The sequence below is a fragment of the Brevibacterium sp. Z349TD_9 genome, from assembly GCF_056173565.1.
Window position 1 is genome coordinate 2,415,089 of sequence record NZ_CM149680.1, and the last position, 12,666, is coordinate 2,427,754.

Consider the following 12,666-nt stretch of genomic DNA (forward strand, 5'->3'; position numbering starts at 1 on the left):
GCGGTCGCGGGCTCCCGACGCCGCATCAGGCGCTGAGGCAGCGGGAGCCGAGGAGTGCCTTGAGGTCGCCGTAGAGGCTCGGGTTCGGGTCGACGCGGATCGACCGGTCGAGACGCATGACGGTCTGCCGGCCGGGCTGGGTGAGGACGAGGTGGACGTCCGTGTGGCCCTTGTTCGCTTCGAGGATGCGCCGCAGCTTCTCGGCCATCTCCTCGGTCGCCTTCTCCATCGGCACGATGAGGTTGAGCGGCCGGTCGCCGGGATCCGTGATGTCGGGGATCGTCATCGACATCGCCATGAGCGAGGTCGGCCGGTCGTCGGACTGACGGATCCGCCCGGTCAGGGAGATGACGAGGTCGGTGGCGAGCAGGCTCGCGACCGGTTCGTACGTGTCTCCGAAGAACATCACCTCGACCTCGGCGTCGAGGTCCTCGAGCGTGACGATCGCGTACGGCTTGCCGGAGTTCTTCGACACCTTCCTCGTGACCTGGGTGATCATCCCGCAGACCTTGATCTGCGAACCGTCGGGGCGGTGCGATTCGGGGTCGACCACCTCGGCGATGGAGGCATCGGACTCTGCGGCGAGCACCCCTTCGAGGCCGTTGAGGGGATGGTCGGAGACGTAGAGGCCGATCATGTCGCGTTCGAACGCGAGCTTCTCCTTCTTCTCCCACTCGGGGCGGTCGGGGATCGCGACGGAGAAGCTCGGCCCGTCGTCGCCGCCGTCGAGGCCGGCGAAGAGGTCGAACTCGCCGATCGCCTCCTTGCGCTTGACGCCGATGACCGAGTCGACGGCCTCCTCATGGACCTCGACGAGGGAGCGGCGGGTGTGTCCGAGCGAATCGAAGCCTCCGGCCTTGATGAGCGATTCGATCGTGCGCTTGTTGCACACGTGGCTCGGGACCTTGTCGAGGAAGTCGGTGAACGAGGTGTACGAGCCCTTCTCCTCACGCGCGGCGACGATGCCGTCGACGACGTTGCCGCCGACGTTGCGCACCGCGCCCATGCCGAAGCGGATGTCCTCGCCGACCGGGGTGAAGTGGAGTGCGGACTCGTTGACATCGGGCGGGAGCACCGTGATCCCGAGGCGGCGGCACTCGTTGAGGTAGATCGCGAGCTTGTCCTTGTTGTCGCCCACCGAGGTGAGCAGGGCCGCCATGTATTCGGCCGTGTAGTGCGCCTTGAGGTAGGCCGTCCAGTAGGAGACGACTCCGTAGGCCGCGGAGTGGGCCTTGTTGAACGCGTAGTCGGAGAAGGGCAGGAGGATGTCCCAGAGCGCCTGCGCGGCGGCCTCGGAGTATCCGCGCTCCTTCATGCCCCCGAAGAAGCCGACCTGCTGCTTGTCGAGCTCGGCCTTCTTCTTCTTGCCCATCGCGCGCCGGAGGATGTCGGCCTGACCGAGCGAGTAGCCGGCGACCTTCTGCGCGATCGCCATCACCTGCTCCTGGTAGATGATGAGGCCGAAGGTCGTGTCGAGGATCTCCTTGAGCGGTTCGGCGAGCTCCGGATGGATCGGGGTGACCTCCTGGAGGCCGTTCTTGCGCAGGGCGTAGTTCGTGTGCGAGTCCGCACCCATCGGGCCTGGACGGTAGAGGGCCAGCGTCGCCGAGATGTCCTCGAAGTTGTCGGGCTTCATCATCCGCAGCAGCGCGCGCAGGCCGCCGCCGTCGAGCTGGAAGACGCCGAGCGTGTCCCCGCGGGTGAGGAGTTCGTAGGCGCCCCGGTCGTCGAGCTCCAGGTGTTCGAGATCGAGGTCGAAGTCCCGGTTGGCTTTGATGTTCTCGACGGCGTCGGAGATGATCGTGAGGTTCCGCAGACCGAGGAAGTCCATCTTGATCAGCCCGAGGCCCTCTGAGGTCGGGTAGTCGAACTGGGTGATGACCTGGCCGTCCTGGAAGCGGCGCATGATCGGGATGACGTCGATGATCGGGTCCGAGGACATGATGACGCCGGCCGCGTGGACGCCCCACTGGCGCTTGAGTCCCTCGAGGCCCTTCGCCGTCTCGAACGTCTCCTTCGCCTCGGGGTCGGTGGCGACGAATTCGCGGAACTCCCCGGCCTCCTTGTACCGCTTCGACTCGGGGTTCTCGATGTCGGCGAGCGGAATGTCCTTGGCCATCTCCGCCGGCGGCAGGGCCTTCGTCAGCCTCTCGCCGAGGGAGAACGGCTTGCCGAGCACCCGGGCGGAGTCCTTGAGCGCCTGCTTCGTCTTGATCGTGCCGTAGGTGACGATCATCGCCACCCTCTCGTCGCCGTACTTCCGGGTGACGTACTCGATGACCTCCCCGCGGCGACGATCGTCGAAGTCGACGTCGAAGTCGGGCATGGACACACGGTCCGGGTTGAGGAAGCGCTCGAAGAAGAGTCCGTGCTGGAGCGGGTCGAGATCGGTGATGCGCATCGCGTAGGCGACCATCGATCCGGCACCCGAGCCACGGCCTGGCCCGACCCGGATGCCGTTGTCCTTCGACCAGTTGATGAAGTCGGCGACGACGAGGAAGTAGCCGGGGAAGCCCATCGAGATGATGATGTCGAGCTCGTAGTCCGCCTGCTTGCGCACGTCGTCGGGGATGCCGTCGGGGTACCGGTATTCGAGGCCCTTCTCGACCTCCTTGATCAGCCACGACGTCTCGTCCTCGCCGGGAGGGCACGGGAACTTCGGCATGTAGTTCGCCGAGGTGTCGAAGGAGACCTCGCACTTCTCCGCGATCTCCAGGGTGTTGTCGCAGGCTTCGGGCATCTCGCGGAAGAGCGCCCGCATCTCCGCCGGCGTCTTGAGGTAGTAGCCGGAACCGGAGAAGGCGAAGCGGGACCCGCCCTGGTCGTAGGTGGGTTCGATGAGCTTCGAACCCGACTGGATGGCGAGCAGCGCCTCGTGCGCCTTCGCATCGGATTCGTGGGTGTAGTGGAGGTCGTTCGTGGCCACGAGCGGGATGTCCATCTCTCCGGCAAGGCGGAGCAGATCCTTGGTCACCCGCTTCTCGATCGAGAGCCCGTGGTCCATGAGTTCGCAGTAGTAGTTCTCGGCCCCGAAGATCTCCCGGTACTTGCCCGCCGCGGCCTTCGCCTCGTCGTACTGGCCCAGGCGCAGTCGGGTCTGGATCTCGCCCGAGGGGCAGCCGGTGGTGGCGATGAGGCCCTGGGAGTAGTTCTGCAGGAGGTCGAGGTCGAGACGGGGCCATTTCGCGGTGACGGAGTCGAGGGAGGCATGCGAGGAGGCCTTGAAGAGGTTGCGCATGCCCGTGTTGTCCTTCGACAGCAGGGTCATGTGCGTGTAGAGGCCGCCGCCGGAGAGGTCGTCGGACTTCTGCGATTCGTCGGTGCGCCACTTCACCCGGGTCTTGTCGGTCCGGTCGGTGCCGGGAGTGACGTAGGCTTCGACGCCGATGATCGGCTTGATGTCGGCCTTGGTCGCCTGCGACCAGAAGTCGAAGGCTCCGAAGAGGTAGCCGTGGTCGGTCGTCGCGATGGCCGACATCCCCGAGGCCTTCGTCGCCGCCATGAGGTCGCCGAGGCGGGCCGCCCCGTCGAGCATCGAGTACTCGGTGTGGACGTGGAGATGGACGAAATCGTCGTTCGGCACGGGCTGCCTTCCCTCGGATGCGGGCCTGTCTGCCCACCCAGCTTAGACCATGCCGGGGACACGGCTGAGGTGATCTCGGCGACCCCGAAGGACACCGGTCGGGGCCCCGTCCGGGCGTGTCTCAGCCCTGGCGGATCGTGTCGAGAGCGTGCTGGAGATCGTCGGGGTATTCGCTCTCGAATTCGACCCACTCCCCCGACTCCGGGTGGTGGAAGCCGAGGCCCACGGCGTGCAGCCACTGCCGCTGCAGCCCGAGGTCCTTCGCGAGCACGGGATCGGCCCCGTAGGGCAGGTCCCCGGCGCACGGGTGCTTGAGAGCGGAGAAGTGGACGCGGATCTGGTGCGTCCGCCCGGTCTCGAGGTGGATCTCGAGGAGTGCCGCCCGCCGGTGGGCTTCGATGACCTCGTAGTGGGTGATCGCGTGCTTGCCCTCGCTGTGGACCGCGTAGAGCCCGTCGTGGCGCGGATGTCGGGCGATGGGGGCGTCGATGGTTCCGAGCACGGGGTCGGGCAGGCCTTGGACGAGCGCGTGGTAGGTCTTCGACACGGTCCGATCCTTGAAGGCGCGTTTGAGCACGCTGTAGGCGTATTCGCTCTTCGCGACGACCATGAGTCCCGAGGTGCCGACGTCGAGGCGCTGGACGATGCCCTGCCTCTCCGATGCGCCGGAGGTCGCGATCCTGAAGCCGGCCGCCGCGAGGCCGCCGACGACCGTGGGCCCGGTCCACCCGATCGCGGGATGGGCGGCGACCCCGACCGGCTTGTCGACGACGACGAACGAGTCGTCGTCGTGGACGATGCGCATCCCCGGCACGGGGTCGGCGACGACCTCGAGCGGGCGCTTGGGTTCGGGCAGCGTGACGTCGAGGCGGGCGCCGGAGGTGACACGGTCGGACTTGCCGACGGGACTCCCGTCGAGTTCGACCCCGCCGTCGGCGCAAATGTCGGCGGCGGCCGTGCGGGAGAGTCCCAGCAGCTTCGACAGGGCCGAGTCGACCCGCTGCCCGTCGAGGCCCTCGGGGACGAGGATCGAGCGCTCAGTCATGGAGGTCCTCCTTGGTCCTCTCCTCGCTGCGCCGATGCGAGCCGTCGAGTTCGATCCCGCGGATGCTCGCGATGACGAGGGTGACCGCTGCCGCGGAGATCGCGATGTCGGCGAAGTTGCAGATGAAGAGCGAGAGGTCGATGTAGTCGACGACGGCGCCGCGGAGGAAGCCGGGCTGACGGAAGAGCCGGTCGACGAGGTTGCCGAAGAGTCCGCCGAGCAGCATCCCCAGACCGATCGCCCAGACGCGGGAGCCGAGCTTGCGCGACATCACGAGGATCGCAGCGAAGACGGCGATGGCGATGAGCGGGAAGATCCACGTCACTCCGGAGCCGAGTCCGAGTGCGGCGCCGGGATTGCGGTAGAAGGTGAATCCGGCGAGTGAGCCGATGACGGGGATCGGCGGCTGGCCCTCGAGGAAGGTCACGGCGAGGAATTTGAGCACCTGGTCGATGACGAGGATTCCCGCGGCCAGGCCGAAGAGGATGACGAGCAGCCGCCGTCGCGGCTCCGGGCGGTGATCGTTCATTCGGATCATTCTAGCCGACCCGACCGACCGGAATGTGCCGCCGCGGCACCGGACGAATGTGCACCGGCTGAGAGTTCCGCGGACTCCCTGAGACCGCGGTCTGCGCGGAGACGACGCTGGGGCCGGACGACATCGGTCGTCCGGCCCCAGCGAGGCGCTCGGAGATCAGAGCTTGTGGTTCGAGGAACCGAACGAGTTGCCGTCGAGGGTCTCGGGAGCGAGGCTCGTCGAGTTCTCGAGGTCACGCAGCTGATCGTTGAGGTAGCTCTTCAGACGCGTGCGGTACTGGCGCTCGAAGTTCAACAGCTGGTCGATCGAACGCTCGAGCTGGGACTTCTGCGTCTCGAGGCTCGACAGGGTCTCGTCGCGCTTCGCCTCGGCCTTGCCGACGATGTCCTGTGCTTCCTTCTCCGCACCCTTGATGAGTTCGGCGCGCTTGCGCTCACCTTCGGCGACGTGCTCGTCGTGGACCCGCTGGGCCAGCGCGATGAGTCCGTGCGAGTCGTTGCCGCCCGCGGCGGCGGCACCGGCACCGGCGCCCGCTGCACCAGCGGCGGCGGCCGGGGCCGCGGCGGAGACGGCGGGAGCGGAGTCGTTCGTCTTCGGAGCCGGGGCGGCTTCCTTGACGACCGGGGCCTTGGGTTCGTCGGCGGCGGGAGCAGACGGAGCCTCGGGAGCCTTCTCGGCCTTCGGGGCGGGAGCGTCCTTGGACGAGTCCGGCGCAGGAACGGCGGCGGGCATGGCCTGAGTGGCGTCGATGTCACCCGCGGGCGCGGCCTTGGCGGAGCCGCCACCGGCTTCGAGCTCCTTGACGCGCTGTTCGGCGGCCGAGAGCTTCTGACGCAGTTCGTCGTTCTCCTGGTAGAGACGGCGGAGCTCGACGACGACCTCGTCGAGGAAATCGTCGACCTCGTCCTGGTCGTATCCGTCGCGGAACTTCACATGCTGGAACCGCTTGTTTACTACGTCTTCAGGCGTGAGCGCCATGAGGTCACCTTTGGTCGATCTGCATTCATTTCACTGCCGCCCACATGGGACGGCTTCAACGTCACATTAGCGTAACACCTGCCGCTTTGTCGTGCAGAAATGCTCCGCCACGCCGAACTGGGCGAACTTCTCCGCCCGTCAGGTCCCCTGCCGCAGTCTCACACGCCCGAGCGCGAGAGCCCGAAGAGGAACGAGGCGATGATCTGGATGCCGATGAGGAGGACGATGAACCCGAGATCGAGCGAGATCTGCCCCAGGCGCAGCGGAGGGATGACCTTCCGCAGGAGCTTGAGCGGCGGATCCGTGAGCGTGTAGACGATCTCGGCGAGGACGAGGAAGAAGCCCTGCGGCTTCCAGTCGCGGGAGAAGACCTGCACGAGATCGAGCACGACTCGGGCGAGCAGCACGTACACGTAGAGGCTGAGTGCCGTGCCGAGGATGTAGAAGATGATGGCCACGTGGGATCCTCGTGCCTTTCGTCGGTGCGGATCTGTCGTCGACCAGACTATACGGTCGACCTGAGGATCTGCTCAGACCGGCTCAGCTCTGGTTGAAGAAGCTCGCCTGCGTGTCCGCGTCGGATTCGCTCTCTCCGCTGACCTCGATGTTCTCCGGGGTGAGGAGGAACACCTTGTTCGTCACCCTCTCGATCGAGCCGTGGAGGCCGAAGATGAGGCCGGCGGAGAAGTCGACGAGGCGCTTCGAGTTGTTCTCGTCCATCTCCGAGAGGTTCATGATCACCGGGGTGCCGTCGCGGAAGGCCGCGCCGATGACCATGGCGTCGTTGTAGCTGCGGGGATGGATGGTCTTGATGCGATTCATGGAGGTTCCTGGCGCCGGAGTGTCAACGGGACGAATCGGTGTCGGGTGGATCGGCGTCACCTGCGCGGGCGGACGCTCGTCGACCGGGGCGGGCTCCTTCGCACGCTCGGGCTCGTCGTAGCTCTCGACGACCTCGCGGTTCCGTCGCTCGGGAGTCTGGGTCTCGTCGTCCTCTTCGACGAATCCCAGGTACTCGAGAGTCTTCTTGATTGCTGACATACCTAACGCTCCTCTGGCCTGCGGCACTTCGACATCTGCGGCCAAACTATCGCACTCTCCGCTTCCGCAGGCGGTGCCGTCGCGGTGTGTCGTGCGGAAAAATCCTCACATCCCTCGAGGCGACGGGGTCACTGCAGCCAAACGACGCCGGCGAAGCGGCCCGTCCGCCGGCTGCGACGGTACGAGTAGAGGTCCTCGGACTCGCGCGAGCACGTGCGGGAGAAGTGGTCGATGATCGCACCCTCGCGGCGCAGCTGCTCGGCCACGGCCCCGGCGACGTCGAGGGCGGGGGTGCCGGAGACCGAGACCGAGGCGGCGACGGGTTCGACCGCGGCGACCTCGTCGCGCAGGGACGCCGGGACCTCGTAGCAGCGCGGACACACGGAGGGGCCGATCACGGCATGGATCTCACGAGCCCCGAGGTCGCGCATGGCCGCCAGGGTCTCGGGGACGATGCCTGCGGCCATTCCCGGCCGCCCGGCGTGGACGGCACCGATGACTCCCGCCTCGGTGTCGGCGAGGAGGATCGGCGTGCAGTCGGCGACCATGATCACCAGGCCGACCCCGGCAAGCGCACTCACCTGGGCGTCGGCTTCGGCGCCGGCACGGACGTCGGCGGTGTCGGTGACGTGGTGGACGGCCGTGCCGTGGACCTGGGAGACGAAGCTGAGACGCTCCGCACTCAGCCCGAGGACCTGGGCGAGGGCGGAGCGGTTGGCGGCGACGAGCTCCTCATCGTCGCCGACGTGGCGGGCGAGGTTGAACGAGGAGAAGTCGCCGCTCGAGTACCCGCCGTGCCGGTCGGTGAACGCGACGTGCGCGGTCGACCGACCGGGGACGACGAATCTCGAGTGCAGCATGGTGCCGGATGCTACTTGAGGAAGTCGGGGATGTCGAGATCGTTGTCGAGGCTCGACGTGCTCCGCTCATTGGGCAGCGAGGTCGGGATCTGGTGCTCCTCACGGCGCGGCTCCGGTTCGGAGGTCTCGGGCTCGGAGCTCTCATAGGTCTCGGCCTCCGATTCGACGACGGCGGGACCCGACGATGCGCCGACGCCAGCCGGCACGGCCTCGACGACGTTCGACTCCTGTCCGGCGACGGTGCTGTCGAATCCGGCGGCGATGACGGTGACCCGGCATTCGTCACCGATGTTGTCGTCGATGACGGCGCCGAAGATGATGTTCGCCTCTGGGTGGGCGGCCTCCTGGACGAGGCGGGCGGCTTCGTTGACCTCGAAGAGGCCGAGGTCGGCCCCGCCCTGGATGCAGAAGAGCACTCCGTGGGCGCCGTCGATGCTCGCTTCGAGCAGCGGGGAGGCGATCGCGGACTCCGCGGCCTGGACGGCGCGGTCGTCGCCGGTGGCCGCGCCGATGCCCATGAGCGCGGTGCCTGCGTCCTGCATGACGGACTTGACGTCGGCGAAGTCGAGGTTGATCAGGCCCGGCACGGAGATGAGGTCCGTGATGCCCTGGACGCCGGAGCGCAGCACCTCATCGGCCGAGCGGAACGCCTCGACGACGGAGACGCTGCGATCGGAGATCGAGAGCAGGCGGTCGTTGGGGATGACGATGAGGGTGTCGACCTCTTCGCGCAGCGCGGCGATGCCGGCTTCGGCCTGCGCCGAACGGCGGCGGCCCTCGAACGTGAAGGGGCGGGTGACGACTCCGATCGTCAGGGCGCCGAGCGACCGGGCGACGCGGGCGACGACGGGTGCCGCACCGGTGCCGGTGCCGCCGCCCTCGCCGGCGGTGACGAAGACCATGTCCGCGCCTTCGAGGGCGTCGCGGATGGCGTCCTCGCTCGACTCGGCGGCCTTGCGGCCGATCTCCGGGTCGGCGCCGGCGCCGAGGCCGCGCGTCTGGTCGCGGCCGATCTCGAGCTTGACGTCGGCGTCGGAGAGCACGAGCGCCTGCGCGTCGGTGTTGATGGCGATGAACTCCACGCCCCGCAGGCCGACGTCGATCATCCTCTGCACAGCGTTGACACCACCGCCGCCGGTACCGGCAACCTTGATATCCGCTCCGGATTGTGGGAATTCAGCCAAGTCGGTTCCTCGTCTCACGTGCATCGTCCACGCTGTCTCAAGCGTGCATTGTTCGAAGTCTCTGCCCTGAGGCTATTGGCCTGGGCGATACCACTGCAACCATTCTCCCCGGAGTGTCGGACATCGGCCAGTCTCAGCCTCGGTGTGTCGGAGCCAATCGCGGCACGTCGTCCGGGTCGGGTCAGCCTGTGACGGGCACCGAGGGCACGGACACGTCGATCTCCGTGCGGCCGTCCGCGGCGAGCTGGAGTGCCGTCTGCATCTTCTGGCTCGCGTTCTCCGCGTCGCCGAAGACCACGGAGGCCGTCGTCTCCCCCGTCACGATCGTGCCGGCCAGTCCCTCGCTGCCCTTCGCCTCGACCGTGCTCAGCTGCGACCGCAGCTCGGGGCTGAGCGAGGACATGAAGCGGATGACCGCGGCGATCGTCTCCTCGTTCGGCGAGGCCGACTCGAGGACCGTGAGCCCCTGCGGCGCCTTGTCGACGGTGCCGAGGTCGACCGCCTCGGCGTCGTAGAGGGTGAAGCCGCTGCCGGCGGCGATCGCGATGACCGGGGTGCGGTCGGTGATGGCGATCGAGATCGAGCGCGGGCCCGAGTAGCGGACGTCGGCCGCCTCGGCGCGGGGGAACCGCTCGAGGACCTCGGCTTCGATCCGGGACATCCGCAGCTGCGGCAGCGGGGTGCCGCCGTGCTCCGCCTCGACGAAGTCGGCGACCTTGCCGCCGGCCACGAGCCGGGATTCGTCGACGGAGACCGACCCGAGGGCGAGCAGCGGGGAGAACCAGGCGACGGCCGCGAGCGCGAGGACGGCAGCGATGCTGCCGAGGACGGTCAGCCGCTTGGCCCAGATCTCGCGGCGGCGGGCCCGGATGATCCCGGTGAGGTCCGCCGTCGACTCGTCGCCGACGCGTGGGGGCTGCAGGGGCACCAGTCTCACTTCTCCAGGGCGGCGAGGATCTCCGGACCGAGGATCGTCACGTCGCCGGCGCCGATGGTGAGGACGAGGTCGCCGGGGCGCACGCGCTCGGCGACGTACGGCACGGCATCGCCGAACGAGGAGAGGAACGTCACGTGGGAGTGCGGTACGCGTTCGGCGATGAGGTTGCCGGTGACCCCGGGAACGGGATCCTCGCGGGCCGGGAAGACGTCGAGGACGACGACCTCGTCGGCGAGTCCGAGGGCCTGACCGAACTCCGCCTTGAACTCCGCCGTCCGCGAGTAGAGGTGCGGCTGGAAGATCGCCCACACGCGGCCTTCGTCGGCGACGACGCCGCGGGCGGCGGAGAGGACCGCGCGGACCTCGGTGGGGTGGTGGGCGTAGTCGTCGATGACGCGCACGCCTGCGGCGAGACCGCGTTCCTCGAAGCGCCGCCGCGTCCCCCCGTACCCGGCGAGACCGGCAGCCGCCCGTTCGACGTCGGCGCCGAGGCTGTGGGCGACCGCGATCGCAGCCGTGGCGTTGCGGGCGTTGTGGGCTCCGGGCTGGCGCAGCGCCACCGGCAGCGGTGCGCTGCGTCCGGGCACGAGGAGGGAGAACTCCGAGCCGAGGCCGGAGACGAGGTCGAGGATCCGGATGTCGGCGTCCTCGGCGGTGCCGTAGAGGAGGACTGTCGTCCCGGTCTCGCGCGCATGCTCGGCGACGTCCCGGGAGCCGGGGTCGTCGGCGCAGGCGATGACCGTGCCGCCGCGCCGGCCGATCCCGTCGCAGAAGTCGATGAAGGCCTGCCGGACGTTCTCCGCGGTCCCGTAGTGGTCGAGGTGGTCGGCTTCGACGTTGGTGAGGATGCCGATCGCGGGCTCGTAGAGGAGGAAGGAGCCGTCGGACTCGTCCGCCTCGGCGACGAAGACGTCCCCGGTGCCGAGGTGGGCGTTCGTTCCCGTCGTCGAGAGCACCCCGCCGATGACGAACGAGGGGTCGAGTCCGCAGGCCTGGAGCGCGACCGTCGTCATCGACGTCGTCGTCGTCTTCCCGTGGGTGCCTGCCACGGCGACGGCCCTCGAGTCGGCCATGAGCGAGGCGAGTGCCCCGGAGCGGTGGAGGATCCGCAGCCCCTTCGCGCGCGCGGCGACGAGTTCCGGGTTGTCCTCGCGGATCGCCGAGGAGACGACGAGGGTGTCGGCCTCGCCGAGGTGGTCGGCGGAGTGGCCGATCTCCACGCGGGCGCCGAGCGCCCGGAGGATGTCGACGACGGCGGACTCCTTCGCGTCCGATCCCGACACGCTCACCCCGTTCATCGCCATGATCCGGGCGATCCCGGACATGCCCGAGCCCCCGATGCCGATGAAGTGGACGGCTCCGAGTTCGGTGACGGGGACGATCTCAGCTGTGCTCATGGTCAACCTCTCAGAGCGGAAGTGGTGATCTGGGCCATCGTGGCCGCCGCATCGGTCGGGTAGTCGAGCGCGCGGGCGGCCCTGCTCATCCCCCGCAGGCGGTCGGGGTCGGCGAGCAGGGGCAGGACGACGTCGGTGACGGTCGCCTCGGTGAACGCCTGGTTGTCGATGATCTGCGATGCCCCGGCCTCGGCGCTGCCGGCGGCGTTGAGACGCTGCTCGCCGTTGCCGATCGGCAGAGGGACGTAGATCGCGGGCACCCCGGCGACGGTGGTCTCGGCGACGGTGGCGGCCCCGGACCTCGCGACGAGGAGGTCGGCGGCCGCGTAGACCCGGTCCATCCCGTCGACGTAGTCGACGACATGGTAGTCGGGAAGCTCGGCGGTCGTCTGCCGCAGGGCCTCGCCCTTGCCGGCACCAGTGAGGTGGAGGACCTGGACGCCCGCGGCCTGGCACGCGGCGGCGGCGCCTTCGAAGGCCTCGTTGATCCGCTGCGCGCCGGAGGATCCGCCGGTGACGACGAGGACGGGCCGGGAATCGGTGAGCCCGAGGGCGGCCCGGGCGGCCGCGCGCACGGACGGGTCGTCACGGTCGAGGTCGGTGATCGCGGCGGGCATCGGCATCCCGACGAGCTCAGCACCGCGCAGCTTCGTCCCCGGGAAGGTCACTCCGACCCGTCCGGGACGGGTGAGGGCCGCACCGAGGCGGTTGGCCATGCCCGGCTTCGCATTCGCCTCGTGGATGACGATGGGGATCCTCGCCTGCTTCGCGGCGAGGTAGGCGGGCGGGCAGACGTATCCCCCGACGCCGACGACGGCCGCGACGTCCCGGTCGGCGATGATCGCCCGGACCGCTGCGATGTTGTCGGAGAAGCGCTTCGGGAACCTCAGCAGCCCGGCCGAGAGCGACCGCGGCATGGGGACCTTCTCGATCGTCAGCAGCTCGAAGCCGGCCGCCGGCACGACCCTGGTCTCGAGGCCGTCGTCGGTTCCGAGCGCGAAGACGTCGGCCTCGGGCAGGGACTCCCGCAGCTGCCGTCCGATCGCCAGCATCGGCGAGATGTGCCCGGTGGTGCCGCCACCGGCCAGGAGAATGCTCGTCAC

11 protein-coding genes are annotated in these 12,666 nt (G+C 68.5%); all 11 read right to left on the bottom strand.

All coding sequences use genetic code 11. The features are described from left to right. Positions 1-25: 25 nt before the first annotated feature. The gene (dnaE, locus tag AC0VYB_RS11295; protein ID WP_205772326.1) at positions 26-3,535 is read right to left on the bottom strand and encodes a DNA polymerase III subunit alpha; all 3,510 of its coding nucleotides are present in this window, start codon (positions 3,533-3,535) and stop codon (positions 26-28) included. Positions 3,536-3,704: 169 nt separating this feature from the next. Then, complete coding sequence (locus AC0VYB_RS11300) at positions 3,705-4,628, bottom strand: RluA family pseudouridine synthase (RefSeq protein ID WP_063250178.1); 924 nt, start codon at positions 4,626-4,628, stop codon at positions 3,705-3,707. Then, positions 4,621-5,157, bottom strand: coding sequence for a signal peptidase II (locus AC0VYB_RS11305; RefSeq protein ID WP_009379916.1), 537 nt, complete (start codon positions 5,155-5,157; stop codon positions 4,621-4,623). The genes AC0VYB_RS11300 and AC0VYB_RS11305 overlap by 8 nt, the downstream gene beginning before the upstream one ends. 165 nt (positions 5,158-5,322) lie before the next feature. Continuing rightward, positions 5,323-6,144, bottom strand: a complete 822-nt coding sequence (locus tag AC0VYB_RS11310) for a DivIVA domain-containing protein (protein WP_475384702.1) — start codon at positions 6,142-6,144, stop codon at positions 5,323-5,325. 158 nt (positions 6,145-6,302) lie between these two features. Then, entirely contained in the window at positions 6,303-6,602 is a 300-nt protein-coding gene (locus AC0VYB_RS11315) for a YggT family protein (RefSeq protein ID WP_009379920.1), read from the bottom strand. An 82-nt stretch (positions 6,603-6,684) separates the two neighbouring features. Continuing rightward, positions 6,685-7,185 carry a cell division protein SepF gene (locus AC0VYB_RS11320; RefSeq protein WP_063250181.1) on the bottom strand — a complete coding sequence of 167 codons (501 nt, stop codon included), beginning with the start codon at positions 7,183-7,185 and terminating at the stop codon, positions 6,685-6,687. A 128-nt stretch (positions 7,186-7,313) separates the two neighbouring features. After that, positions 7,314-8,045, bottom strand: a complete 732-nt coding sequence (pgeF, locus tag AC0VYB_RS11325; RefSeq protein WP_280559675.1) for a peptidoglycan editing factor PgeF — start codon at positions 8,043-8,045, stop codon at positions 7,314-7,316. Positions 8,046-8,056: 11 nt separating this feature from the next. Beyond that, the gene (gene ftsZ, locus AC0VYB_RS11330; protein ID WP_063250870.1) at positions 8,057-9,229 is read right to left on the bottom strand and encodes a cell division protein FtsZ; all 1,173 of its coding nucleotides are present in this window, start codon (positions 9,227-9,229) and stop codon (positions 8,057-8,059) included. A 181-nt stretch (positions 9,230-9,410) separates the two neighbouring features. Further along, complete coding sequence (locus tag AC0VYB_RS11335) at positions 9,411-10,157, bottom strand: cell division protein FtsQ/DivIB (protein WP_475384703.1); 747 nt, start codon at positions 10,155-10,157, stop codon at positions 9,411-9,413. 5 nt (positions 10,158-10,162) lie between these two features. After that, complete coding sequence (murC, locus tag AC0VYB_RS11340; RefSeq protein ID WP_063250872.1) at positions 10,163-11,563, bottom strand: UDP-N-acetylmuramate--L-alanine ligase; 1,401 nt, start codon at positions 11,561-11,563, stop codon at positions 10,163-10,165. Positions 11,564-11,565: 2 nt separating this feature from the next. Then, positions 11,566-12,666, bottom strand: a complete 1,101-nt coding sequence (locus AC0VYB_RS11345) for a UDP-N-acetylglucosamine--N-acetylmuramyl-(pentapeptide) pyrophosphoryl-undecaprenol N-acetylglucosamine transferase (protein WP_167560837.1) — start codon at positions 12,664-12,666, stop codon at positions 11,566-11,568.